Source organism: Candidatus Binatia bacterium, from assembly GCA_029248525.1.
GTDB lineage: Bacteria > Desulfobacterota > Binatia > UBA12015 > UBA12015 > UBA12015.
Genome location: JAQWJE010000049.1, coordinates 44,633 through 67,779, shown reverse-complemented (window position 1 = coordinate 67,779; position 23,147 = coordinate 44,633). Strand labels below are relative to the sequence as shown.

The 23,147-nt window shown below is 59.5% G+C and carries 24 protein-coding genes; 13 read left to right on the top strand and 11 right to left on the bottom strand.

Annotation, left to right across the window (positions count from 1 at the left end; genetic code table 11):
• Window positions 1-21: 21 nt before the first annotated feature.
• Genes P8K07_12840 through P8K07_12830 form a run of 3 tightly spaced genes read right to left on the bottom strand, consistent with a single transcriptional unit; the run spans window position 22 to window position 1,282 of the window.
• Window positions 22-489 (bottom strand): molybdenum cofactor biosynthesis protein MoaE, encoded by a 468-nt coding sequence (locus tag P8K07_12840; protein ID MDG1959402.1) that lies wholly within the window; start codon window positions 487-489, stop codon window positions 22-24.
• Complete coding sequence (gene moaD, locus P8K07_12835; GenBank protein MDG1959401.1) at window positions 486-734, bottom strand: molybdopterin converting factor subunit 1; 249 nt, start codon at window positions 732-734, stop codon at window positions 486-488. Before moaD ends, P8K07_12840 begins: the two co-directional genes overlap by 4 nt.
• 14 nt (window positions 735-748) lie before the next feature.
• Window positions 749-1,282 carry a MogA/MoaB family molybdenum cofactor biosynthesis protein gene (locus P8K07_12830; GenBank protein ID MDG1959400.1) on the bottom strand — a complete coding sequence of 178 codons (534 nt, stop codon included), beginning with the start codon at window positions 1,280-1,282 and terminating at the stop codon, window positions 749-751.
• A gap of 74 nt (window positions 1,283-1,356) precedes the next feature.
• Between P8K07_12830 and P8K07_12825 the strand changes: the two genes are divergently transcribed.
• The 6 genes from P8K07_12825 (at window position 1,357) to P8K07_12800 (ending at window position 7,241) form a co-directional block, all read left to right on the top strand.
• Window positions 1,357-2,082, top strand: coding sequence for a hypothetical protein (locus tag P8K07_12825; GenBank protein ID MDG1959399.1), 726 nt, complete (start codon window positions 1,357-1,359; stop codon window positions 2,080-2,082).
• Between the two features lie 39 nt (window positions 2,083-2,121).
• Complete coding sequence (gene miaB, locus P8K07_12820; protein MDG1959398.1) at window positions 2,122-3,450, top strand: tRNA (N6-isopentenyl adenosine(37)-C2)-methylthiotransferase MiaB; 1,329 nt, start codon at window positions 2,122-2,124, stop codon at window positions 3,448-3,450.
• Between the two features lie 63 nt (window positions 3,451-3,513).
• On the top strand, window positions 3,514-4,443 hold the full coding sequence (locus P8K07_12815) for a lysophospholipid acyltransferase family protein (GenBank protein ID MDG1959397.1): 930 nt from the start codon (window positions 3,514-3,516) through the stop codon (window positions 4,441-4,443).
• Entirely contained in the window at window positions 4,440-5,219 is a 780-nt protein-coding gene (locus tag P8K07_12810) for a lysophospholipid acyltransferase family protein (protein MDG1959396.1), read from the top strand. The genes P8K07_12815 and P8K07_12810 overlap by 4 nt, the downstream gene beginning before the upstream one ends.
• Complete coding sequence (locus tag P8K07_12805; GenBank protein ID MDG1959395.1) at window positions 5,216-5,917, top strand: glycosyltransferase family 2 protein; 702 nt, start codon at window positions 5,216-5,218, stop codon at window positions 5,915-5,917. Before P8K07_12810 ends, P8K07_12805 begins: the two co-directional genes overlap by 4 nt.
• Before the next feature lie 28 nt (window positions 5,918-5,945).
• Window positions 5,946-7,241, top strand: coding sequence for a hypothetical protein (locus P8K07_12800; GenBank protein ID MDG1959394.1), 1,296 nt, complete (start codon window positions 5,946-5,948; stop codon window positions 7,239-7,241).
• 5 nt (window positions 7,242-7,246) lie between these two features.
• Here P8K07_12800 and P8K07_12795 read toward each other — a convergent pair whose 3' ends face one another.
• Window positions 7,247-8,017, bottom strand: a complete 771-nt coding sequence (locus P8K07_12795) for a glucose 1-dehydrogenase (GenBank protein MDG1959393.1) — start codon at window positions 8,015-8,017, stop codon at window positions 7,247-7,249.
• A 103-nt stretch (window positions 8,018-8,120) separates the two neighbouring features.
• On the opposite strand from P8K07_12795, the gene P8K07_12790 reads away from it, so the two are divergent.
• Window positions 8,121-9,584, top strand: a complete 1,464-nt coding sequence (locus P8K07_12790; protein MDG1959392.1) for a patatin-like phospholipase family protein — start codon at window positions 8,121-8,123, stop codon at window positions 9,582-9,584.
• A 9-nt stretch (window positions 9,585-9,593) separates the two neighbouring features.
• On the opposite strand, the gene P8K07_12785 is transcribed toward P8K07_12790, so the two are convergent.
• Window positions 9,594-10,118, bottom strand: a complete 525-nt coding sequence (locus tag P8K07_12785; protein ID MDG1959391.1) for an ACT domain-containing protein — start codon at window positions 10,116-10,118, stop codon at window positions 9,594-9,596.
• A gap of 400 nt (window positions 10,119-10,518) precedes the next feature.
• Between P8K07_12785 and P8K07_12780 the strand changes: the two genes are divergently transcribed.
• Window positions 10,519-12,219 (top strand): RecQ family ATP-dependent DNA helicase, encoded by a 1,701-nt coding sequence (locus tag P8K07_12780; GenBank protein ID MDG1959390.1) that lies wholly within the window; start codon window positions 10,519-10,521, stop codon window positions 12,217-12,219.
• Here the strand turns inward: P8K07_12780 and P8K07_12775 are convergent.
• Genes P8K07_12775 through P8K07_12765 form a run of 3 tightly spaced genes read right to left on the bottom strand, consistent with a single transcriptional unit; the run spans window position 12,210 to window position 15,342 of the window.
• Window positions 12,210-13,400: a beta-ketoacyl synthase N-terminal-like domain-containing protein gene (locus tag P8K07_12775; protein ID MDG1959389.1), complete on the bottom strand. Its 1,191-nt coding sequence runs from the start codon at window positions 13,398-13,400 to the stop codon at window positions 12,210-12,212. The two genes, P8K07_12780 and P8K07_12775, sit on opposite strands and share 10 nt — an antisense overlap.
• A complete protein-coding gene (locus P8K07_12770) occupies window positions 13,397-14,602 on the bottom strand; it encodes a beta-ketoacyl-[acyl-carrier-protein] synthase family protein (GenBank protein MDG1959388.1) in 1,206 nt (401 codons plus the stop codon). The genes P8K07_12775 and P8K07_12770 overlap by 4 nt, the downstream gene beginning before the upstream one ends.
• A complete protein-coding gene (locus tag P8K07_12765) occupies window positions 14,599-15,342 on the bottom strand; it encodes an SDR family NAD(P)-dependent oxidoreductase (protein MDG1959387.1) in 744 nt (247 codons plus the stop codon). The genes P8K07_12770 and P8K07_12765 overlap by 4 nt, the downstream gene beginning before the upstream one ends.
• Window positions 15,343-15,515: 173 nt before the next feature.
• Here P8K07_12765 and P8K07_12760 point away from each other — a divergent pair, with 173 nt between their 5' ends.
• From P8K07_12760 to P8K07_12745, 4 genes are read left to right on the top strand one after another with little or no spacing between them, the layout of a single operon-like run.
• On the top strand, window positions 15,516-15,788 hold the full coding sequence (locus P8K07_12760) for a phosphopantetheine-binding protein (protein MDG1959386.1): 273 nt from the start codon (window positions 15,516-15,518) through the stop codon (window positions 15,786-15,788).
• Between the two features lie 3 nt (window positions 15,789-15,791).
• Window positions 15,792-16,391, top strand: coding sequence for an outer membrane lipoprotein carrier protein LolA (locus P8K07_12755; GenBank protein MDG1959385.1), 600 nt, complete (start codon window positions 15,792-15,794; stop codon window positions 16,389-16,391).
• The gene (locus P8K07_12750; GenBank protein MDG1959384.1) at window positions 16,388-18,871 is read left to right on the top strand and encodes an MMPL family transporter; all 2,484 of its coding nucleotides are present in this window, start codon (window positions 16,388-16,390) and stop codon (window positions 18,869-18,871) included. The genes P8K07_12755 and P8K07_12750 overlap by 4 nt, the downstream gene beginning before the upstream one ends.
• Window positions 18,868-19,845 (top strand): lysylphosphatidylglycerol synthase transmembrane domain-containing protein, encoded by a 978-nt coding sequence (locus tag P8K07_12745; GenBank protein ID MDG1959383.1) that lies wholly within the window; start codon window positions 18,868-18,870, stop codon window positions 19,843-19,845. Before P8K07_12750 ends, P8K07_12745 begins: the two co-directional genes overlap by 4 nt.
• Before the next feature lie 8 nt (window positions 19,846-19,853).
• Here P8K07_12745 and P8K07_12740 read toward each other — a convergent pair whose 3' ends face one another.
• Together P8K07_12740 and thrH are read right to left on the bottom strand one after the other, a co-directional pair.
• The gene (locus tag P8K07_12740; protein MDG1959382.1) at window positions 19,854-20,318 is read right to left on the bottom strand and encodes a Mov34/MPN/PAD-1 family protein; all 465 of its coding nucleotides are present in this window, start codon (window positions 20,316-20,318) and stop codon (window positions 19,854-19,856) included.
• 40 nt (window positions 20,319-20,358) lie between these two features.
• A complete protein-coding gene (gene thrH / locus P8K07_12735) occupies window positions 20,359-20,976 on the bottom strand; it encodes a bifunctional phosphoserine phosphatase/homoserine phosphotransferase ThrH (protein MDG1959381.1) in 618 nt (205 codons plus the stop codon).
• Window positions 20,977-21,089: 113 nt separating this feature from the next.
• Between thrH and P8K07_12730 the strand changes: the two genes are divergently transcribed.
• On the top strand, window positions 21,090-22,301 hold the full coding sequence (locus P8K07_12730; GenBank protein ID MDG1959380.1) for a transporter substrate-binding domain-containing protein: 1,212 nt from the start codon (window positions 21,090-21,092) through the stop codon (window positions 22,299-22,301).
• On the opposite strand, the gene P8K07_12725 is transcribed toward P8K07_12730, so the two are convergent.
• Window positions 22,185-23,123: a lysylphosphatidylglycerol synthase transmembrane domain-containing protein gene (locus tag P8K07_12725; GenBank protein ID MDG1959379.1), complete on the bottom strand. Its 939-nt coding sequence runs from the start codon at window positions 23,121-23,123 to the stop codon at window positions 22,185-22,187. The two genes, P8K07_12730 and P8K07_12725, sit on opposite strands and share 117 nt — an antisense overlap.
• Between the last annotated feature and the right edge of the window lie 24 nt (window positions 23,124-23,147).

The window sequence follows — 23,147 nt, the reverse complement described above, 5'->3', positions numbered from 1 at the left end:
GGCGGAGGTTCGGGAGAGCCTTCAGGTCTGCGGGCCCGGGTCCTGCTTCCCGTCCGGGGTCTCCCAGGTCCCTTGCTCACCGGCTTGATCCCCGATCCAGACGGCACCCCCTTCGAAGTGTTCCTTTTTCCAGATGGGTACGACCTCTTTCAGGCGATCGATGGTGAAGCGTGCCGCTTCGAAAGCTGGACCCCGGTGGGCTGCCGACACAGCAATCACGACGCTCGCGCATCCGATCGGGACCACGCCCGTGCGGTGGATCACCGCGACCTTGGCCACCGCCCAACGCTTGCGCGCTTCTTCGGCAATTCCGGCGAGCTCCTTTTCAGCCATACCGGCGTACGCCTCGTACTCAAGCTCCTCCACCTGACGACCCTCATTATGGTTGCGGGTCGTGCCGAGAAAGACGCAGACCGCTCCGGCCTGCGGGTCGGCGACGGCTGCAAGAAGGTCGTCGAGAACGATTGGTTCTGCCGTCAATGCGATCATGGGTTCCGGTTTCCTGCGTCCATGCCCCCGGAGACGGGGGGAATCAAGGCGACCTCGTCGCCGTCGGCCAATGGATGTTCGAGCTTGGCATATTCGGAGTTGACCGCGTAAGCGACCCGGCCACAGCCTTCGAGTGCGGGGAAGCGTTTTTGTAATTCGAGGAGCAGATCGGCAACGGTGGCTTCTTGTGGGAGTTCGGCATCGGTGCTGGAGGTACCGGTTCTCTCGCGCAGAGAAGCAAACATACGGACGCGAACTTTCATGAGCGCAGCAGCCCGAGAAGGTGGCCGAGCTCGGGAACGACGAGCTTTGTCATGCCGAGTTCGACGGCTTTGGTCGAGCCGGGAAGAGAAAAGATCATGGTCTTTCCGGCGATCCCGCCGACGGCCCGGGAGAGCATTGCTGCCGATCCTATTTCCGCAAAGGAGAGAGAGCGAAAGAGTTCACCGAAGCCGTCGAGGGGTTGGTCGAGAAGCGACGCAACGACATCCGTCGTGAGATCTCGAGGGGCAATACCGGTGCCGCCGTTGGTCAGGACCGCATCAATCGAGGGGTCCTCGAGGGCCTTGGTGATGGCTTGGCGGATTTGATCGGGCTCATCAGGGATGAGAAGGCGTTGGGCTGTATGATGTCCGCCTTGCTCCAGCAGGGCGGACATCCGATCCCCGCTCCGATCTGTTTCCGGAGTCCTCGAGTCGCTGACAGTGATGACCAGGCAACGGGCTTGCGCACCCTTCTGGCGGTGCTCTGCCACCGAATCGGTGTCTTTTTTGCTATGATCGTGATGTCCCACAATCAAATCTTTAGCCGTCGCGACAGAATCAGGCCAACTCGGGGCTTCAGGTTATGCTAAGAGACGAGACCATCATGAGCGATACCTCAAAAGACGAGGAGCAACCGGCGGAGGATCTGGATCCTTTTGCCGATGACGGAACCGCGATCCTGCTTCAGGAAGATTCGGAAGCAGATGCCCTGCTGATCGCCTTCGGAGGGTTGTTTGGCTCCGTGGCTGTGCCGGTTTATGAATTCGCAAAGTTTGCGAGTTCGCTCTCCGCAAAGGGAATGTTTCTGCGAGATCCCCATCGCGCCTGGTACTTCCGCGGCTTGCCCGAAGCGGGCGACGATTTGCTCTCGGTGGAAAAAGTCCTCGCCGGGCACCTGGAGCGCCTGCAGCCCCGTCGCGTTGTGGCCGTCGGTGCCTCGGCCGGAGGATTTGCAGCCCTTCACTTCGGTGCGCGACTCGGCTTCGACGAGGTGCACGCCTTTTCCCCGCAAACCACAGTCGCCAAATGGCAGAGATTTCGCCTGGGTGACCGCAGGTGGAAGAAGGATATTCGCAATATTCATAGCTCACCGGCAGAGAATCGGGTCTTTGAGGATCTCGTGCCGACGCTGTCGTCGCGCCGGCCTGGCAGCACCTTCCACGTGCATTATTGCCATACGGAAGGCCTCGACGTGGCCCATGCCATGAGAATCGCCTCTTGCGAAGATGTCTTTCTCCACGCGTACGCCGAAGGCGACCATAAGGTCATTCGCTGGTTGAAAAAGCGTGGGGAATTGTCCCGAATTCTCGAAGCCTCGCTGCGAGGTTGAAGCCGTGAGATTCGGTTCGATTACCGCTATCAGGGTGGAGTGATCGAGGAAGAACAGGTCGTGAACGCCGAGCCCAAGCGTAAGGTTTTTTTGGAAACCTATGGTTGTCAGATGAACTTTGCTGATTCGGAGCTGGTCGGAGGCGTTCTGCGGCGGCACGGTTACGAAAAGACCGAAGACCCCGCACTGGCCGATGTTCTGCTGCTGAACACCTGCGCGATTCGGGAACATGCGGAAGATCGCGTTCTGGGGCGTTTGAGCGAGCTGTTGCGCTACAAATATGCTCGGCCAAGTATTCGCCTCGGTCTTCTGGGGTGTATGGCATCGCATCAGCGCGAACGCCTGCTGGAGAGAGCGCCGTACCTGGACCTCGTAGTGGGCCCGGATGGATATCGGAACCTGCCCGAGCTTCTCGCGGACGCCGGCGATCCCCTCGTCGAAGTTCGGCTGGATCGCGGCGAAACCTATGCCGACCTTGCGCCGGACCATGCCCCCGGGCCACGCGCCTGGCTCAGCGTGATGCGCGGTTGCGATAAATTCTGCACATTTTGCGTGGTGCCCTATACGCGCGGCCGGGAGCGAAGCCTTCCGGCAGACGCGGTCCTCGAGCAAGTTCGATCCGCTGTGCAGGCAGGAAAGCGGGAAGTGGTGTTTCTTGGCCAGACGGTCAACGCCTATCAGGAAGGCGGGGTCGACTTCGGCGAGCTTTTGCGGCGGACGGCCGCTGTCGATGGTTTGGAAAGAATTCGTTTCACTTCGCCGCATCCCTCGGATGTCGATCCCTCCATGATGGAGGCGATGGCGCATGAGCCCAAGGTGATGCCGTATATTCACCTTCCGCTGCAATCGGCCTCGAACCCGATCCTCAAGGCAATGCGTCGCGATTACGAGATCGAGGAATATCAGATTCTTCTCGACCGTCTCCGAAAGGAGATTCCGGGCGTCGCGGTGTCGACGGATATTATCACGGGATTCCCGGGCGAGACGGAAGAAGATTTTCAGAAGACCGCTGATTTTCTCAAGCAGGCTCGATACGACTTTGCCTATCTCTTCAAATACTCGCGTCGCGAACGTACCAAGGCGTATGCCCTTGGCGATACGATGACCGAGGAAGAAAAGGGCAGGCGCCTGCGCCAATTGATCGAGCAGCAGGAAGTGATTTCGGGAGAGATCTACCGGACGCGCATCGGTGAGATTGTGGAAGTCCTTGTCGAGGGGCCGGCCAAGCGTCCCGATGGATGGGTCGTCGGAAAGACGCGGGATTTCAAGACAGCAGTCTTTGACGGGAGCGGACTTACCGTCGGCGAGTTGGTTCAGGTGCGCGTTGTTTCAGCGACCTCTCATACACTGAAAGCCGAAAGGCTTTGATCGCAGCGAATACGAGACATTGGTTTGAGGATCTCGATCTTTTTGTGAAGGTTCAACTCTCCCATGACGGATGAATCGGAAAAGATCAGGGAAATCAGCCTGCAGCACGACGGACTCTTCTGGCGAGACCTTGCCTACCGAGCCTCTGTCCATGGACCAGAGTGGTGGAAGCGCCTGGCTCCGCCACTGACAGGAATGGCGATTTTCGGGCTTGTCGGCGAGAATCGTCGCGGTGCCGTCGCCAATCTGAAACAAGTTCTCGGGGATCAGGGCTTTTTGCGTAACCATCTCGCCGCACTGCGTATGTTCATGGAGTTTGCCCGCGTCTTCCGCGAAACTTGCGAGGTGCAGCACGAAGAAGAACTGGGACTCAACCTGGAGTCGAATTTGGGCATCGAACTTCCGCCGGATCTGGATCTGGATGCGATCGTCCCGGAAGACTCCGGCCTGATCGCCTTGACCTCGCATTTCGGTTGTTGGGAAATTGGCGCACGAGTCATGCAGCGATTTGATCGGCCCGTCAATCTGGTCATGGCTCATGAGGGAAACCCGACGGTGCAGGCTTTCCAGGACAAGATGCGCGGTCAGATGGGGCTGAAAATTATTCATTCGGACAACTCCCCCTTTGCGTCTGTCGAGATGCTGCGAGCGCTTCGCCGAGGGGAAGTGGTTGCGATTCAGCTCGATCGATCAGCCCCCGGGCAAGTAACGCAAAACCTGCCATTTTTTGACAAGGCCGCGCCCTTTCAGGTGGGGCCTTTCCATTTGGCACGTGCGGCTGGCGTCCCCATCTGGCCCGTTTTCGCGGTCAGTGAATCGCGCCGAAGATATAAATTTCTGCCGTCGAAAGTCTACCGCATCCCGCGCGGGTCGTCCGACGAGGTTCTTCAGGAAACGATCGAGGAAGTGGTCGGTTTCTTCGAAGCGAAGGTTCGTCAATACCCCCTCCAATGGTTTCAGTTTCGCGACTTCTGGGCTAATCAGAAAGTATGACCGGAGCCGATATATCCGACGATGCAAACCGGGAAGATCTCCTCCGATTCGGAGCCGATCCGGCTGGCGCGGGGAAGCTCTTCCTAAACCGGGCTGTTTTCCGTGCCTCGGTTTTAGGTGGAGGCGCTCTGGTCAGTGCCCTTCATTTTGCGAACCCTGAATTCGGCTGGGAAACCGCAAAAGCCGTGGCTCGAAATATTGGCACGACAACAGGTGTGAAGATTGATTTGCGGGGTGCCGAGAACCTCCCTGCGGAGGCGTCGGTCGTCACGCCTAACCATGCAAGTCATTTTGATATCGTGGCATTATTGGGACACCTACCCGGTCATATTCGGTTTGCTGCGAAGATGGAGTTGTTTCGGGAGCCCATTCTTGGTGCCGTGATGAAGACGCTGGGGATGGTTCCGATCGATCGGAAGGATCCAGCCAAATCCATCGAAAAGCTCAATCGGATTGCGGCCAAAGGGAAGGGCGCTTTTTCCCTGATCATGTTTCCCGAGGGGACTCGTTCGCCGGCAGGGGGCGGCCTGCAGGAATTCAAGAAAGGTGCGTTCACTTTGGCGATTCAAATGGAACGCCCAATCGTTCCGATCGCCATTCACGGAAGTGACGAGGTCATGCCTCGCGGAAAATATCTGTCGATTCACCCCGGACGTGTCGTGATGGAAGTTCTCGAACCGATCGAGACCAAAGGGCTTTCTTACGAGGATCGCGAAGACCTTCGCGATCGGGTGCAGGGCCGCATCCATCAACGCCTGCAGGCTCTGCGCGGGTGAGTCAGTTTCGCCTTGCCGCTCTGGTTCCTTGTTACGGGGCTGGAACTACCGTTGCCTCCGTGGTCTCGTCCGCTCTCGCATATGTGGAGAAAGTTCTGGTGGTCGACGATGGATCGCGCGATGAATCGTCCGATCGAGCGAGAGAGGCAGGTGCTCAGGTGATCACCCATACTCGCAACCGGGGTAAGGGTGCGGCCTTGCGAGAGGGTTTTCAGGAACTTTCGGGGCAAGGCTTTACGCATGTCGTGACACTCGACGCGGATGGCCAGCATCTCGCTTCGCAAATTCCGGTTCTGGTGGCGCAGTCCGAGCGTTACCCGGAAAGGATAATTATCGGTTCTCGTTGCCGTGACGGTGTGCATGAAATCGATCCGCTGAAGCGTTGGGCGAATGATTTCGCTGACGGTTGGGTCGAGCGAGCCTCGGGCAAGAAGATCCTCGATACGCAATCAGGGTTTCGAATTTATCCAATGGCATCTCTGGCCAACATCCTCTCGAAGGAGATTCGCGGTCGCCATTTCGAATTCGAGAGTGAAGTTCTGATCCTCGCCGTTCGTCGTGGCCTGTGCATCGAAACCGTGGACGTTCAGGTCTACTACCCACCGCCGGATGAAAGGCATAGCCACTACCACCCATGGTTGGATACGTTGCGGATTATTCTCATGATCATACCCTTTGTTTCGAAGGTTCGAAGATGAGCGCCCTTCGTGCCGAGAGAAGGTCCTCATGCCGGTAACCGAGGGGCAACTGGCGAGCTGTGTTGCCCATGCGCGGGAGGGCTCGTTTTACGCCCGACATCTGCAGGGATATCCATGCTCGACCCGGGCCGAGTTCCAGAAGCTGCCGACAAGTTCTATTCGAGACCTCGGAGAGGCGGGCATATCCCAGTTGTTTTTCTCGGACACAGGCGGAGACGAGATCGCCCCTGCCGCTCAACTTCTCTCGAGTTTTGTGCCCGAGTCAGATCCGCACACTCTTTTGCAGGCCATGCATTCGGATCAGCAGGCGGGGCCCTCCCGAATGACCTTGGTGGCGAAAGGTCCGCTGCCAACGGAAGAAATTCGTATCTGGCATTCGGAGACGATCGACCGTGTCCTGCGCGAACTGGCGGCCTTCGAGCCACGTGTGGTTTTCGGTGATTCCCGAGCTCTTCTCTTGCTGGCGGAAGAGGTCGATGCCGGAGGGGTTTGCCAAATTCCCTCCTCGGTCGAGCTGCTTCTCGCGACCGGTCTATTGCCGGACTCGCTGCGTTTGCAGTTGGAAAAGGACTGGGGCAGTCGGGTGGTCGAGGTTTACCAGAGACCGGAAGCGGTTTTGCTTGGCGTATCGTGTGCGGAAGGCTCGCTGCATTTGGCGAATGACCTATACTCCTGCGAGATTCTCGACCTTGTGGATGGAGAACCGGTTCCGCCCGGCGAGTGTGGCGTGTTGGTGATCACCAGCCTGCAGCAAGCGCGGGCTCCCCTGGTCCGTTGGAGCACGGGAGATTTGGTCGAGGTCGCTACCGCCGCATGTAAATGCAAACGGCCGGATTTCCCGGTGCGACGTTTGGGTTCCGCTCGGGACTCTGTCGCTTTCGGTGGCCGTGAAGCGATGGCGGTAGATATCCTGGCCGCTGCGCAGACGTTTGCTGCCGCATTGGGTGGTCGTATTTTTTATACGGGTGTCCGCGCACAGGATCTGCGGATTCTCGTTGAGGTTTCCGATCCGGGGATGGCGCTTCCCACCAAGGAATACCTCGACCTCCGTCGCCAGATCGGTTTGCCCATGGATGTTCGGCTGGTCGACCGGGCGCCTGATCCCGGCAGTGTCTCGCTCGCGGATCTCGCGGAGGTGCCTGCGGCTCAGTTGTGGCGCCTTGCTGATTGGACATCCGAGCCCAGGGCTTCGTCCGTGCCTGACGCGAGTCCAACCCCCGGGTTCTTTTCTTTGGCTCGGTGGCAAGGTCATCGCGAGGCACGCCGGCGCGATTCTCGCCGGCGTGCCCTGATGCGGGTACTGGAGAGTCAGGAGTCCATGTGACTCCCTCAGAAGGGCCAGTTATTCCATTCCAGTCCGCCGTCGACTTCAAGCACCTTTCCGGTCACATAACTGCCCGCATCCGAGGCCAGATAGATCGCCGCCATCGCGATATCCTCCGGTTCGGCCAGGCGCTTCATCGGCGTGGAGTCCTCCATCAGAGATCGGGTTTTATCATCGAGAAAGTTGGTCAGAGCGGTTGTGGCGGTGGAACCGACCGCAATGGTGTTGAAGCGAATTTTGGGCGCGAACTCCTGCGCAAAATTTCGCATCATGAAGGTCATCGCAGCCTTGGAGGTGCCGTAGGCGACAAACCCGGAGGCGGGGACGCGTCCGGCGGCCGACGAAATGGCAACGACCGAACCCCCTTCACCTGCGAGCATATGGGGGATCACCAGACGGCTGGTGATAAAAGCGGTCGTCGCATTGAATTTGAATGCATCGTTGAAGGCCTTCTCGCTCGTCTTCAAGGCCGGCATCGGAGGGTAGCCGCCAACGTTGTTGATCAGAACGTCGATCCTGCCGAACTCCTCCATGGTAGCCGCGACGAGAGCTTCGATATCTTCGCGCTTGGTCATGTCACAGCGCAGGGCCGAGGCGCGGACGCCGAGCGCGCGTGCCTCAGCCGCGACGCTTTCGATATCACTCTCGGTGCGTGCGGCGACCATGACGTTGCAGCCGCATTCAGCCAAGGCTCGGGCGCATGCAGCACCTATTCCCTTGCCGGCAGCCGTGATGAGAGCGGTTTTTCCATCCATGCGAAAACGATCGAGAAGCATCTGATCCTCCAAATTCGGCCCGGTGACAATGTTCCTCTGCGAACGCGCGAGAAATCGGCCCCATGGGCAAGCACGGCTGAATCATAGAGGGGAAACCCGGCAGATGTCGATAGAAGCGGAGATCGAAATTCAACGGTGCCATCTGGAGAAGATGGACAAGGCGCTGGTGGAAGCAGGTCTGCTCTTGCCCGGGGTCCTCTCGCACGAACAATATACCAAGATTCGCTATGGTCTTTCGCTGGCTCGGCTCGGGACATTTGAGCCCGGCGCCGCGGCTGCCGGCGCATCGATTGGTCGCAGAGAAGTCTCGGTCGACCAGGGTCCGATCGAGGCCCTCCGCGAGAGAATTTTCGCGACCTTGGGACCAATTCTCGGAGCGAAGATGGAGCCGGGGGCCCAGTTGATTCGTGCGCGGAAGTGGTTGGAGGAATTCCGACCGCAGATCACGGCGACGCGTGAACGCCTTTTGCGCGCGCATCAGGAAGACTTCTCGTCCGCTGAACTCGATGCTGAGATCGGTAGAAAAGCTCTCGTCGTCGTCGCGGGCGGGGGAGGCGGTGCGGGCTATATTTATCTTGGGGCCTTTGCCGCGCTGGACCGTCTCGGCATTATGCCCGGCATGATTGTGGGTGCGTCGATGGGCGCGGTGATCGGTCTGTTTCGGGCTCGTTGGCGAAATCCGGATTTCAACAGTCAACTGGAGTTGGCCACTAGTCTGGAACCCGACAAGGTTTTTCGGTTTGCGAGCATTCGCAGGCGCTATGGACTGCCGGGTGTCATGCGGCTGTTTTTGCAGAGTTCGATCGGAGAGCGGTTGAATTTGGCAGATGGATCGCCATGTCGATTGTCCGAACTCGAGATTCCCTTTGTCTCCGTGGTGGCAGGGGTACGTCCGGATGCACTAAGGGCTTCACCCGAGGAGTGGGCATCGACGCGGAAGCTGGGCGCGACAGAAAAGCCGAGTCGAATCGCCTTGTCTGCGCAGATCGGCAAACAGCTTTTGCAGATGATGGATTTCGTGAATCCCGTCTCGGTCAGGGCTATCGGTTTGGGAGAAGACGCGCGGACGCTTGACGCGAATGCGGTCGATGCGGTCGGCTTTTCGGCGGCGATTCCGGGCATTCTGCACTACGATGTGACCCGAAACGATCCGGAAATGCATGGCATTCTCGAGTCCGTGATGGAGCGCGAGCAAGTCGTTGCATTGATCGATGGAGGCGTGGCCGCCAATGTGCCGGTTCGTCTGGCGCGGCAAGCGGTGCATCAAGGTCGCATCGGGACTCGCAATGCTTGCGTACTTGCACTCGATTCGTTCCGGCCGCGGCTGACACCGTCGCATGCCTGGCTTTGGCCCGTCATGCGGATGGTCGAAGTTCAGCTTGGTGAGCAGGAACCCTATGCGAGTTTCCTGATTCGTTTCACTGGCACGCTCTCGCCGGTCTCCCTGCTGCCGGGTCGCGAAGCGATTGAGCGGGTGATGCTGGAAGGGCGTCGGCAAACCGAGAGGATTGCTCCATCATTGCAGGCCTCGCTCCAGCCGTTCGGCTGGGTTCCCGAAGGCTCTTGAGGGTCGGCTTCAGTCCTCGGGGGGCTCCAGAAGAACGTCGACCATCAAATCGCCCGCGATCGCTTCGAGCTTCGCGAAGAGTTCTGCAGGGTCCAGCTCCGGCGGTATCCGCAGGGAGGCCCGGGCCTGAAAAAGGAGCTCGCCGGATTGGGGAGCATTTTGTCGGGTGGTGTCGAGTTCCTCGACATTGACCCCATAGGACCTCAAAACCCGGGAAATCTCGAAAACAATTCCCGGCCGATCCAGGCCGATCAGTTCGAGCTCCAGAGGATGGTCCAGGGGCTCGTGTTCCGCTGTGGTTTCGACAACGACTCGAAGGCCTGCCCCCGAGAGTGCGTCGAGAGCGGTACGCAGCGAGGCTTCCTTTGTGGTGGGGATCTCGACCTGAAGGATGCCGGCAAAGCGTCCACCGAGACGCGCCATGCGGCTTTCCTGCCAATTTCCTTGATGGGATTGCACCACCTCGCTCAGAGCTTCAACAAGGCCCTCGCGATCTTCGCCAATGCAGGTCAGGACCAGAGACGTCTTTTCCATGTACGTTGCATAGCCGTTGGCGCCGCTGTGGTCGAAAAGCGCAATCCCTTTGTCGTTTGTGGGGCACTGCCGGTGGGGGGTTGCTTTCCACGGGTATGCGCCTTATGATTTTCTCACGCGGGGGAGACCCCGCCCCAAGTGCGAGTTCGGGCTTCCACCAACTTTCCGACCTCGTTCGCTTTACCCCGAATCTTCCTTCCTTGTTCGATGTCGATCAGGAGCAGTGCTTTTCGGGGCCTATTTTCAGGAGCTGTTAAATGGGCAGAGATTCTTGCCCGGAGGCCTGCCGATGAGCGCAGAGGTCTCTGGAGAACAAACCCCTCGACGACGTAGACGTCGCTCGGGCCGTGGCCGGCGTCGAAATGATTCGGAAACAAACCGAGCGCCGGAAAAAGTCGTGATGGAGCCCCTTCCGGAGGACGCAGAGCCGATGGATCATGCGGCTCGTCGGATCGGGATCCCTTCCTTGCACGAAGAGCAGCGAAGCGGGATCGATGCTGCCTTGACCGGAGAGGATGTCCTTTTGGTCATGCCGACCGGTTTCGGCAAATCAGCCTGTTATCAGGTGCCCTCCATGCTGCTACCGAAGCCTACGGTAGTGATCTCGCCGTTGTTGGCTCTTCTGCGGGACCAACACGAAAAGTTGATCAAATACGAGGTGCCGTGCGTTCGTATCGACGGTACGGTTCGCGGGAAGAAGCGGGAGGCGGCGATTGAGGAGATTCGCCAGGGTGGACCTCTGCTCGTCATGACGACGCCTGAATCCCTGGCAAACGAAGAAATTTCCGGAGCGCTGAAGGAGTCCGGAATTTCGCTCGCTGCAATCGATGAGGCGCATTGTATTTCGGAATGGGGCTATGACTTCCGGCCGGCCTATCAGCGACTTGGTGAGAGGCTCCGCGCGCTGGGTGCGCCGCCGCTGATGGCCCTGACGGCTACAGCCACGGAAAAAGTTCGCACGGACGTGATGCGCTTTTTGGGAATGCGGGAACCAAGGATCGTGGCGGGTTCACCTCATCGGTCGAACCTTGCCTTCGAAGTCCTCGAGTCGCAACAGGCCGAGCGCCTTCGGGGACTCGCGCGGTTGGCACAGCGCCTGCGGCGTCCCGGCATCATCTACTGCACGACAACCAAGGAAGTCGATATCGTCTACGGTATCCTTCTGAAATTGGGTATTCCGGCGCATCGCTATCATGGGAAAATGAGCGCGGGCGACCGGAACAAAGAGCAGGAAATGTTCATGAAGCCCGGTCGTCGCACCGTGATGGTGGCGACCAGTGCATTCGGTCTGGGTATCGATAAACCGGATATAAGATATGTGGCGCACGCGCAGTCACCGGCGTCGTTGGAGCAATACGTTCAGGAAGCGGGACGCAGTGGTCGCGACGGTAACAAGTCGAATTGTATCCTCTTGCATGACCCTCAGGAGGATCGAAAAACCCATGAGGCTCTGCTCTCACGCAGCCGGCTGCGCCCCGAGCAACTCTATCGACTGGGCGAGGCTCTTGCTGCCTGGGCGGGCGAGGGAAGAAAGCCGGATCTGAAAACTTTGGCTCTGTCTGCTGAACTCGGCGACCGCACCACGAATGCGTTGTTGGTACCAATCGAAGAGGCCGGCATCGTGAAGTTCGATGAGGAAGGCATCATCGAAGTACTGGTGCCGACAGATGAAGTGGACGAAAAGGTACGCAGCCTCGCGGGCCAGTTTGCCAACTTGCGGACGCAGGATTCACGGCGACTCGATTCGTTGGCTGATTATGCCAAGAGCACGGTTTGTCGGGCCGTTTATCTCCGATCTTATTTCGGCGAAGAGGACGGGGAAGAATGCGGCCTATGCGATATCTGCCGAGGTCGCCCCGAACGTCCCGCAACCTTCTTTCAGCCAGTCACGGCACCGCCTCGTCGCGGCAAGAAAAAACGCAAGGGTCGCGGCCGAAAGAAAACGGGCGCCAATAACGAAAATCGGCCCTCGGCAGAGGCCGCCGGTGCGGACGGTGCGCCGAAAAAAAGACGGCGTCGGCGTCGACGCGGCCGCCGCGGAGGTGGCGCGGCCGCCGAGAACTCGGAGCCGAAGACTTCACCTTCCGGCGATCAGGATTGAGGGCCGGCGATCCCTTTCTCGAGGCTTTGTAAAAGGAGGGGTGCGACCAGACCCCCGCGGGCGACGCCGCTGATCAGAACATTGGAGAGAGGCGATACGGCTGCTGTGCCCGGGCCGTGCCCGGCGGCGCAAGAGAGAGCGCCGATCGCGGCAGCGAGGACCCCACCGGAGGGAGTCTCTCCGACATAGGCGCTCAGGTCGATTTGTGTCGGGTTCCCGGCAGCTTCGCCGATCGCTTGATCGACAGCATCTCGGGCTGCACTGCAGGCACCGGAACTGATCAGGAGGTCAACATCCCGGTTCTGTAGCCACCCTTGCACAGCAGCAGCGGCAGCTTTCGGTGCCGTAAATTGATGGGCTCGACTACCGGTTCCCATGGTGGCCGCATCCGCGAGAACAGCGAGCGGTTCGTGCCCGCGCGTGCGAGCCCTCGAGAGGCGTTCCAGCACCAAGGTGCTGCCGCTTTCACCGGGGATCAAATTGCGTCTGCCCGAGGCCTTATTCTCCGGTTTGCCGAGACATCGAGGGTCCAGCAGGTGGCGATCTTCCAACGCGTGCAGCAGTACCTGGCTGAACTCGTCCATGCCGGAGGCGAGGACTCGGTCGACAGAACCGGACGCAAGAAGGTCGAAGGCTGTGACCAGAGCAGTTTCGCCGGATGCTTCATGCTCGGAGACCGTGATATTGGGTCCCTGAATATCAAATTCGATCGCCGCCCAACCAGCGGCAGCATTCAGGACGAGATTAGGGAAGAGGAAAGGCTGGCCGGCCCCGAGTCCACGGCTCAAAAGCCGATCAATATACTCCTGAGTTTCGCGCTGGGCTCCGAAAGCAGATCCCGCGACGATCGCCGTTCGCTCGGGGGCCGAGGCGATCTCTTCTTCGATATTGGCGTGCTGAATGGCAAGGCGCGCGGAACCCAGCAGCAGGCGTGACAACCAATCCATCCGTCGGAGCTGGTTGGACTGGATCAATTCTCGCGGCGTGAAGCCCTGAACGAAGCCCCCGAACCGGCAGGCGGGTGCCTTGTCGGGATCGACGCCGCGGGCGAATCGCGGGTCGTCGTCTTCGAGATGTCGAATACCGGATTCGCCTCGCTCGATGGCTGCCCAAACAGCGCTGGCTCCTGTGCCGAGTGGGGTGATCAGACCCGCCCCGGAGATCACGACAGGATCGTTCATGTCCGACTCAGAGCGAGACTGACGTTGTTCCCGCCGAAACCGTAGGAATTGGAAACGACAGTTTCGAGGACAGCGGGGCGAGGCTCGCGCACGAACGAAAGAAGACACTCGGGGTCGGGATCGAGCAGCCCGACCTGTGGCGGAAGAAAGCCTTCGATCATGGCGCGGCTCGACAAAATTGCCTCGACAGAGCCAGCGGCCCCGAGGAGATGCCCGAAAACACCCTTGGTGGAAGATACCGGACAATCACCCGTATCTCCGAGAACTCGTCGGATCGCGCGGGCCTCGGCGGCATCGTTTTGTGGAGTACCAGTGCCGTGCGCATTGATATAATCAATATCGCCCGGCACGAGTCCCGCATCCTCGAGTGCGCCGCTGAGTGCGGCAATGGCGCCGCGGCTTTCTTCGTGCGGAGCGGTTGGATGCGTTGCATCGCAGGACATACCGGCTCCGGCGACTCGCGCGAGAGGGAGTGCGCCTCGTTTGGCGGCGTGGCTTTCCGACTCCAGAATCACGATACCAGCGCCTTCGCCAAGGGAGAGACCCTGACGATTGAGATCGAAAGGCCGGCACGGTTCCGGACTCATCGCGCGCAGAGATTGGAATCCCGAGAAGGTCATGCGGCAGAGGGCATCCGTACCTCCGGCCACCACAACATCGGCGGCATCGGATTCAATCCATAATTTGCCCATCGCGATGGCCAGAGCGCTGCTGGAGCATGCGGTGGAGGGCGCGAGGCGTCGGCCCTGTGCCCCGACCATGCTGGCAACAAGGTCTGCGCTGGCTCCGACGGTCGCCGATAGCAGGGTTCGCCTGTGTGGGTTCAGGGGAAGGCCCGAATGGTAGGATTCGTAGTAGGATTCAGTTTCGAGCATCCCCCCGGTCGAGCTTCCGATCGCCACGCCAAACCTGGCGGGGTCGGGAGGCGCTGCGGCCAGGCCCGATTCGGCGAATGCTTCGGCTGTGGCTGCGGCCGCAAGCAGGTCGCTGCGTGAAGCGCGTTGAAGATCTTTACGATCGAGCGTTTCAGGCGCGGGTATATCGCCGACTTGCCCGGCGATCTGGACAGGGGTGTCGCCGGTGGGAAACAGATCGAGCGGTCCTATGCAGGAGCGATTTTCGCGCAGCGCTTTCATCAAGGACGCGACATCGGGGCCCGCTGCGGTGATCGCACCCATGCCGGTGATATAAACTCGTCTCATCCGTGCATCGTCAAACCACCATCGACGACCAGAGTCGTGCCGGTGATATAGTTTGCCCGCCGTGAAGCCAGAAAGAGAACGGCGTCTGCGATTTCTTCGGTTTCAGCGAACCGGCCCAGGGGAATTCGAGATTCCTCAAGTGAGCGAATTTCCGGTTCCATTCCCGCGATCAGTTCGGTATCCACCCAGCCGGGACAGATGGCGTTCGCGGTTATGCCGTAGCGACCGACCTCGCCGGCCAACGTCTTGGTCAGTCCGAGCAGACCGGCTTTCGCCGCAGCGTAGTTGGCGGCACCGGGCTTGCCGAGAAAGGCCGCTGGCGAGATGACCTGAATGATTCTCCCGCCGCGAGCGGCAATCATGGATCGCAGGGCGGCCTTGGAGCATAGGAAGGCGCCATCGAGGGAGACATCGAGAGTCTCTCGCCAACTTGCATGATTCATCATCATCAGAAGCCCATCGCTGGTGCGAGCGGCGTTATGAACCAGAATGTCGATGCCGCCGATGCTTTTTTTCAGTCCCTTGAAAAGAGCATCGACTGCGGACGGGTCGGAGATATCGCCGAATGCGGCGACGGCATTCTGGACGCCGCCCACGGCCGCGTCCAGACGTTCTTCGTCGTGCCCGGCATTCATGGCGACAGTAACGCCCTCGGCCGAGAGTCGTTTCGCTATGCTCAGGCCGATTCCGCGACTGGCCCCCGTGACCAAAGCTTTTTTTCCCTGCAGTTCAAGTTCCATGAAAGTCTACCTGCTCCAGTCTCGCGTTTCTTGATCTCTTGGGCAAGGCGGCCCCCTGCTGAATATATGTTTCCGGTTTGGATGAAATTCACTTGCCGGGCCCGGATTCAGGACTTTTTCATGGTTTCCGCTCCTTGTACCACCGGGAATCTAGAAGTAAGCATTCGATCAAGATGAGGTCGCGAAGCGAAATAATCGAACGCTCCAAGGAACTGCTGGTCGACGGCCTTCGTCTCGAGGTGTCCCCGGCCGAGATTGTCGACGACGACGCCATCTTCGGCGATGGCCTGGGGCTGGATTCGATTGACGCCCTCGAATTCGTCGTCCTGATCGAGGAAGAATTCGAAGTCGTGATCGCGGACGAAGAAGCAGCAAAAACGGCTTTCGCATCGATCGCTGCTCTGGCGGACTTCATTATCGCAGCACAGGAACAGACTGCTTCCTGAAAAATGGTGCGATGTGCTCTTTCGGCCGCGTTTTTTATCTGCTTGATCGCTCATGCGAATGCTTCCGGGGGAGAGGTCGAAAGTGATCTGAAGGCCTGGATGATTCGACAGTCGGATGTGCAGAGGATCGAGGGACGCTTTTTGCAGCACCGGCAGACCCCGCTGCTTGCCAAGCCTCTGGTGTCGGCAGGAACTTTTATGCTGGAGCGCCCCGATCGGGTTCGATGGGTAATTGAAAACCCGGAAGCGTTAGTTCTGGAGATCGAGGGTGATCAGATCCGAGCGGGGCGCCCCGGACAGTTACGCACATTGCCCTCGGTGGGAGCAGCCGCAGGGCTTCGGGAAATGACCGATTTGTTTCTCGGCGGGAGCGCAGCTCAGATAGATCAGTTTCGAGTCGTCGCAGGCCCGGTGAAAGACAGCTTTGCGCTGACGCCTAGGATAGCGGGAGCCGGTAGTGATCTGACCCGGATGGTAATGGTCCTCGGTGGGCCCGAAGGCGGTCTATCGGAGGTGATGCTCGAGACGACAGCCGGCGATACCAGCAAGATTCGCTTTATCGATGTGGTGGTCCGTCGCGAGGTTGCGGAGAATCAACCGTGAATCGCGACGCGAACCCTCGCATCCGGACTCTGGCGGCATGGATCGTTCGTTATGCCGCCGGGATTCGCTGGGCGTCGCTATTTCTTTTGTTCGTTTCCGCGTCGTCTCTCTTTTGGTTACGAGTTGATGTCGGATTGGTTTCGATGCTTCCATCCGGCGCTCCTGCCTTTGAATCCTACGCACAATTTGTCAGTCGATTTGCCGCGCGAGACGCGGCTGTTGCGGTGCTTCGTGCGCCCGATGAGGCGATGGCAACTCGTTTCGCGGAAGACTTCGTGGCAGCGCTTGCGGTCGAAGAAGCGGTAGCCGGTGTTCGCGGGTCGATCGATGTCGGCGCTTTTGTGGACTTTTCAGTCGACGGCGGTTTCGTCCGTTATACCAGCAAGGATTTCCGACCCGCGGTGCAGGAGCGTCTCGACCCGAGTCTGGGGCAGGAGATTGCCGCGGGCATCCGCGGTCTTCTGGCGTTGCCGGGCAGCGGAGCCATGGCTGCACGAATGGCCGCGGATCCGCTTGGATTCACGGGGATTCTGGGAGAATCGCTCGAGCGGAATCGGCCCGATCGCGCTTTGTCACCGGGAAGCAAATACCTGATGTCCAAAGACGGACAGCGTCTGCTTCTCCTGATCCAACCGACCAACGCCGGCTATTCGATGGACGAGGTCGCTCGTCTCTCCGAGGGGTTGGCGCGAGCCGAGGCCAAGGCCCGCAGCCAATGGACACCGCTTGAGCAGGAATCTCTTGGTGTTGGTTATACAGGTGCATTCGCGTTCGCTCGAGAAGACGCCGCGATGATGCGACTCGATTTGATGCGCTATACCGGCGCCGCCTTTTTTGGAGTCCTGTTCATCTTTCTTGTGGCGGCCCGCAGCGGACGTTTCTTGCCGATCCTGGGCTATCATCTCCTGCTGGGGTCTCTCGTTACGCTTGCCGCGGGTCTGCTGATTTTCCAGCGCCTCGACGTGATCTCCCTGGCCTTTGCCGCGATCTTCTATGGTTTGGCAATCGATGCCGCTATTCATTTCCATACGCGTTTTCGCGAAGAGGTCAGGGGAGATCGAAGCCCGGAGGACGCTCTGGCGTCGACGCTGGGCCACCTTTTCTGGCCCATAGCGATCGCTTCGGTCACGACGGGTCTGGCTTTCGGGTTGCTTGGTTTTGCCTCCCTGCAGGGAATCGCGCAGCTGGGCTTGCTGACCTCTATCGGAATCTTCTGGAATGCTCTGGCAACGATGATTCTGCTGCCGGCTTTATTGCTGGGGGCCGGTGTTGGTGGGCATGCTCCCGGCCGGGCCATATGGTTGGCACGACTGGCTTCGGTGGTTGCGCGACGACGACGGCTATTTGGATTCGCGCTGGTTTTGTGGCTCGTGTGGGTCGTCGTGGGCCTCTCGCATGTTCGCCTCAATACAGATCTCTTTGCCTTGCGGCCTCGTCAAAGTGAGGCCGCCGCAGTTCAGGACGAGATCGGAAAGCATTTCGGTTTCACCAACCCACACGGATCCGTAATGCTGGGCATTGGTCCGGATGCTGGGGCGGACGGCGTGGAGGCCCTTTTGCAGGGTGTCGAAGTGACGACGCAGCGCCTTGAAGATTTTATCGAAAGCGGTGCGGTCGTTTCGGTGACCAGTCCCGCGAGCTTGCTGCCTTCACTGGCGACTCAGACCGAGAGGATCGACTGGTGGACAGCGCAGCCACGAGAAGAGGCTGCAGCCGCTCTGGAGAATGCCCTCGAAGAAGCCGGTTTTCGAACGACCGCTTTCGCTGCGGGATTGCGGTCTCTCCGCACGGTGCCACAACCAGAGTCGGCGTTGGAGAGACCACTCCCCGGGATGGAGCCAATTCTCGAGCACCATATCAGGCGAGATGCTGCCGGGACCGCCATTCTGGTTTCGTTTACGCCGCAGAGCTCTGCGGCGCTCCGGTTGGTCGCCGAGGAACTCGAGCAGGATCTCCTCTTGCCCCCCGAAGTTTCCTTGCAGGTGGCTGCGCGTCCCTTGATGGAAGCCGAGCTCAAAAAGACCTTGCGCGAGGAGGTCATGAATTTTCTGGTTCTGGTCATGCTCCTGACCGTGGCTCTATTGGCTTGGCGCGAGCGGCAACCGCGGACTTTATTCGCGCTTTTGGCATTGCCGATTTTGAGCGTTTTGGGGACGCTCGGCATGGCGGGTTGGCTGGGAATCGTATTGACACCCGTCAACATCATCATGCTCCCGCTAGTCGCGGGGATTGCCCTGGACGACGGCCTTTTTCTGCTCGCTCGCTATCGTGAGGAGAAGGCGGTAGGGCCCGCGATGGAGCGCGGCGGGCGGGCATTGTCAATCACGACAGCGACCACCATGGTCGGATTCGGTGCACTGGCTCTCTCCAGATACCCCGCACTTGGCGGGTTGGGTATGGTGGCCGCGCTGGGTCTGCTCACGGCCTTTTCTCTCATGATCTGGGTGCTTCCGCTTGCATTGCCGGACGAGCGCGCATGAAGCGCGGCCTCTACCGATCCCTGTTTTCGGGGCTCGGCTTCCTGTTGTTTTTTTGGTTGATTTGGCAAGCGGGTCCGCGCCTGATTCTCGATACGCTCGAGAGGGTGCAGATTCGTTGGCTGCCCGTTTACGTGGCTTCATTTTTTTTGATTGCCACAGGCATCGCTTTTCGTTGGCGGATGGTCTTGCGGGCACTGGGCGTATCCGTTCCACTCTCGTCGCTGTTGTCGATGTGGTTTGCCGGGGTGACGGTGAGTTCGGTGACAACGGGCGCCAAGCTGGGCGGAGATCCGTTGCGCGCTTTTCTCCTCGTAAAACGCCCGGTACCGCCGGGGCCGGCGGTTGCAAGTGTCATCATTGACCGAGCGATCGAGTTGCTGGCGAATCTGAGCTTTGCCGTCGTCTATTGCACACTTTTCGCGACTCGGAATCAGGCGCTGGGCGAGCAGTTGCTGTTGGCAGTCGTTTTGGGCGGATTGAGCTTTTTTGCTGTCGGGATCTATCTCGTGCGGCGACTGGGTCGTGGAGACTCCTTGATGCGAGGGCGGTTTGCTCGCATGTTGGAGCGGTTGGGAGCAACCCCGGAGGCTTTGATCGATATCGAAGATTCGTTGCGACTCCTGCTCTTTCAGCGTCGATCCCAAATGGGTTGGATCATCGGTTTTGCACTATTTCTGAACGCGCTGATCTTTCTTGAATTCACCATTGCCTTCCAGGTCTTCGCGGCGTCACCGACATTGCCTGAGCTGGCTGGCGCCATCATGGGAGTCGGCTTGGCTCACGCGCTGCCGATCCCAGGCTCGGTGGGAGCCTTGGAAGGGGCGCAAGCGGCAATCTTCAGTTTCCAGGGAAGTGGGACGGGGCTTGCGGTGACCGCTGCGATTGTTGCACGCAGTCGCGATTTATTTCGTGCCTTGCCGGGCGCGGTGTTGATGGTGCTGGGGCAGACCGGACAGGAGCGTACTGCCGAATAGGTTGGAAATCAGAGGTGGCGAATGCGGACGTCCTCGAATTCGCGCCGCTCCTCGTTCCATTGATGCGCGGACATTCCGTGGACTGCCTTTCCGTCAACGCCGAGCACGATATAGACGGCCTCCGGGTAGATGGGCTCGTCCCAAAGCATCGCTCGGGCTTCGTCCTCGCTGGAGAAATAGGCCCGACTGTTCGGATGAGAGTGGTAGATTGAGCGGAGCTCGTAGGCGCCCGAATCGAGGTCCTGACTGACGGTCAGAAGCTCTTTTTCCTCCATGATATAACCGTCGCTGCCGTCGCGGGGGAAGTTCTTCGGGTCGGCAGCATGGCGTTCGGTGGCTACGTTGGAGATCGGACGAACGACCTCTTTTTCCTCGGCGATATCGTACAGGATGAAGCCGCAGCATTCCTCGGGGAAGGCTTCAAGAGCGAATGTCTTGATCTCATCGTAGAGGTCTTTTTCGAGCTCGATCATACGAAGACCTTAGCCGAGAGAGGGCGGCGGTAAAACCGAATCAATCATCTGAAATTTCGCCATTGGAGGCCGCGATGAATTCTCGTCGCAGATCATCATAGTCTCGTGCGACGGGGTACTGGGGGAACTCATCGATGACATTCTGCGGCGGCTGGAAGAGAATACCGCCGTCGGCGGCGCCGAGCATCGTGGTATCGTTGTAGGAATCACCGGATGCCACGATATGGAAATTCAGCTCTTTCAGCGCCTGCACCGCGCGACGTTTGCCATCCTCCAACCTCAGTTCGTATCCGCTGATATGGCCACTGGGTTCGACCTCCAACCGGTGGCAGAACAGGCAGGGGAATTCGAGTTGCCGCATCAACGGGTGAGCGAATTGATAGAAAGTATCCGAGAGAATAATCACCTGGGCCCGGCTTTTGAGCCAGAGCAGGAACTCCTTGGCGCCCGGGAGGGGACCCATGCCATCGATCACTTCCTGTATTTGCGGCAGGGTGATCCCGTGCTGGTCAAGAATGTCCAGCCGGTACTGCATCAGTTTGTCGTAATCCGGCTCTTCGCGGGTCGTGCGGGTCAATGCTTCGATACCGGTTCTTTCGGCAACATTGATCCAGATTTCCGGTATGAGAACACCTTCGAGGTCAAGACATGCGATCATGGAACAAGCGTAAGACAGTGCCGCCGTCGGCTCAACCAATAAAATGCCGACAGGCGATAGTTCTGCTGATTCTGCTGGGCCTGGTGGGGTGCGCCCATCCTGTCAGAGTCGGGATGAGTGGCGATTACCCTCCGTTCGCCTACCGCGACGCCAAGGGATGCTTGCAGGGCTATGATGTCGCGATGGCCAAGGCGTGGTCTGTCGACAAGGGCCGCATCCTCGAGGTTGTTCCCTTTACCTGGCCGGATCTGACCAGCGACCTCGCTGACGAGCGATTTGCGGTGGCGATGAGCGGGATTACGGTTCGTGGTGATCGGTTGATTCAGGCGCCAATGTCGCGGGCCGTAGCCACAGCCGATGCCATTGTAGTCGTTTCTAACCAACGAGCAGTGCCGATGCTGGATACTCCCGGTCTGCGCGTTGCCGTGAATCGAGGCGGTCACCTGGAGCGCGTCGCCCGGGCCCACTTGCCCGGAGTCGCTCTGATCCTGGTGGACGAGAACCGGACACTTCCCGATTTGCTCGCCCGCGGCTTAGTGGATGCTGTGGTGACCGATACCCTCGAGATCCGAAGTTTTCATCCGGCGCCGCGGGTAGCGCGGGTTCTCCAATCGGATCGCAAGGCTTATTGGCTAGGCGCTGGTGAGGCGGGCTTGCTCGAATCCATCGATACCTGGCTGGCCGCGCAAGAGGCGAGCGGCCAGCTTGCGGAGCGCCGGCGGCGCTACATTCCGGATACCGGCCCAAGGCTGTCCCCCGCAGAGGAGCGCCTCGCGGATCTGGTGGCGCGCCGGCTGCAGGTCATGCCCTTTGTCGCAGAAACAAAAAGAGCTCAATCGCTGCCGATTCAGGATTCCGGCCGGGAGCAGGCTATCCGTCGTCGCGCGGCACGAGTTGCTGCGGAAGCGCATCTGGAAATCGAGCCCTATGTGGCATTGGTCGAGGCACAATTTGCGGCGGCCAAAGCAGTGCAGCGGGCCCAGTTGCAGCGAGGCGAGGGTGCGCTCGAAATCTTCTCCTTGCAGGAGCAGATCCGACCCGCGATTGATCGTATCGATCACGCCTTGCGGCAGGAACTGGCCTTGCGCCCGGAGAATCTTCGCGCGGGACCACTGCGTCGTCGAATTCTCGAGTGGGCGCCCTTGCCCGGAGTCAACGATGCGAGCATCGATCCGATTGTAACGGCGTTGCTGGCGACCATATCGCAATCAGCCGGTCGCGGGTCCGGCAGGTGGCCTGCCGGGTGCCGCGGGCGCTCCTCCGCTGGCGGCGTAGATGACACCACCGAGCAGGCCACCAAGCGCGCCTACAGCCCACCACAATAAGGACAGGACGATGGCATCGTCGGCCGGAATGCCCGCGAAGGGGAGCAGCAGAGCATAGGTTGCTTCGCGCAAGCCGAAGCCGCCTATGGTGATCGGAATCGCTGTCGCGAGGACGATCAAGGGATGATAAATCGCGATGAATCCCCAACTGACGTCGAGGCTCAGAGCATCGGTAAGGAACTTCTGCCCGGCGATATGGAGCAGATGCACCAGAATCGAAAGCGTAAATGCTTTGCCGAGAAGTTTTGGGTGGCGAAAGAGCGGCAGGAGGTCGCCTCGGATCAACTCGCGCAGGCGGTTTCCTTCGGGAAGCAAGGAGGCCAGAGCAGGGGCCGTGATCCAGGCGAGCAGACTTCCCCCCGACAGGAGACCAAGCGCCAGAGCGAGGATAGGTGGTAGATCGCCGCGCGGGCCGAACAGGAGCGCCAGCGCTGCCACGGTCATCAGTGTGACCAGACCAATGACTCGATCTCCGACCACCGTCGACAGGGCCCTGGTGGCGCCAGGTGGTATTCGTCCCAGGTAGAGTGCTCGGGTGCCATCGGTTCCCAGCGTACTGGGGATCGCGATTCCAAAGAACATCCCGATGAAATAGATGCGGATGTAGGACAATCCGCTTGTCTCGAAGCCCACCGCATCACCGAGTGTCTTCCAGCGCAATGCACTGACGACCTGGCCTGAATTGTAGGCGATAAATGCTCCCCAAAACCAGAGGGGCTGCACCTCGAGCAGTACGTGCCCCAACTTTGCCGGGCCGACATTGATGAAGAGGACCCCGAGGACGACCAGACTGACGAGGAGCCGGGCAATCGTCTTGTTCAAGGTTTCACTTCTCGCACGCGCCCA

What these genes read in the sequence shown, in the direction of transcription:
- P8K07_12825 (MDG1959399.1), top strand. Translation starts at nt 1,357, where the DNA reads ATGAGCGATACCTCAAAAGACGAGGAGCAACCGGCGGAGGATCTGGAT.
- P8K07_12790 (MDG1959392.1), top strand. Translation starts at nt 8,121, where the DNA reads ATGTCGATAGAAGCGGAGATCGAAATTCAACGGTGCCATCTGGAGAAG.
- P8K07_12785 (MDG1959391.1), bottom strand. Translation starts at nt 10,118, where the DNA reads ATGGAAAAGACGTCTCTGGTCCTGACCTGCATTGGCGAAGATCGCGAG.
- P8K07_12745 (MDG1959383.1), top strand. Translation starts at nt 18,868, where the DNA reads ATGAAGCGCGGCCTCTACCGATCCCTGTTTTCGGGGCTCGGCTTCCTG.
- P8K07_12840 (MDG1959402.1), bottom strand. Translation starts at nt 489, where the DNA reads ATGATCGCATTGACGGCAGAACCAATCGTTCTCGACGACCTTCTTGCA.
- P8K07_12800 (MDG1959394.1), top strand. Translation starts at nt 5,946, where the DNA reads ATGCCGGTAACCGAGGGGCAACTGGCGAGCTGTGTTGCCCATGCGCGG.
- P8K07_12730 (MDG1959380.1), top strand. Translation starts at nt 21,090, where the DNA reads ATGAGTGGCGATTACCCTCCGTTCGCCTACCGCGACGCCAAGGGATGC.
- P8K07_12810 (MDG1959396.1), top strand. Translation starts at nt 4,440, where the DNA reads ATGACCGGAGCCGATATATCCGACGATGCAAACCGGGAAGATCTCCTC.
- P8K07_12780 (MDG1959390.1), top strand. Translation starts at nt 10,519, where the DNA reads ATGGAGCCCCTTCCGGAGGACGCAGAGCCGATGGATCATGCGGCTCGT.
- P8K07_12815 (MDG1959397.1), top strand. Translation starts at nt 3,514, where the DNA reads ATGACGGATGAATCGGAAAAGATCAGGGAAATCAGCCTGCAGCACGAC.
- P8K07_12770 (MDG1959388.1), bottom strand. Translation starts at nt 14,602, where the DNA reads ATGAGACGAGTTTATATCACCGGCATGGGTGCGATCACCGCAGCGGGC.
- P8K07_12740 (MDG1959382.1), bottom strand. Translation starts at nt 20,318, where the DNA reads ATGATCGAGCTCGAAAAAGACCTCTACGATGAGATCAAGACATTCGCT.
- P8K07_12760 (MDG1959386.1), top strand. Translation starts at nt 15,516, where the DNA reads ATGAGGTCGCGAAGCGAAATAATCGAACGCTCCAAGGAACTGCTGGTC.
- P8K07_12755 (MDG1959385.1), top strand. Translation starts at nt 15,792, where the DNA reads ATGGTGCGATGTGCTCTTTCGGCCGCGTTTTTTATCTGCTTGATCGCT.
- P8K07_12775 (MDG1959389.1), bottom strand. Translation starts at nt 13,400, where the DNA reads ATGAACGATCCTGTCGTGATCTCCGGGGCGGGTCTGATCACCCCACTC.
- P8K07_12795 (MDG1959393.1), bottom strand. Translation starts at nt 8,017, where the DNA reads ATGCTTCTCGATCGTTTTCGCATGGATGGAAAAACCGCTCTCATCACG.
- P8K07_12765 (MDG1959387.1), bottom strand. Translation starts at nt 15,342, where the DNA reads ATGGAACTTGAACTGCAGGGAAAAAAAGCTTTGGTCACGGGGGCCAGT.
- thrH (MDG1959381.1), bottom strand. Translation starts at nt 20,976, where the DNA reads ATGATCGCATGTCTTGACCTCGAAGGTGTTCTCATACCGGAAATCTGG.
- moaD (MDG1959401.1), bottom strand. Translation starts at nt 734, where the DNA reads ATGTTTGCTTCTCTGCGCGAGAGAACCGGTACCTCCAGCACCGATGCC.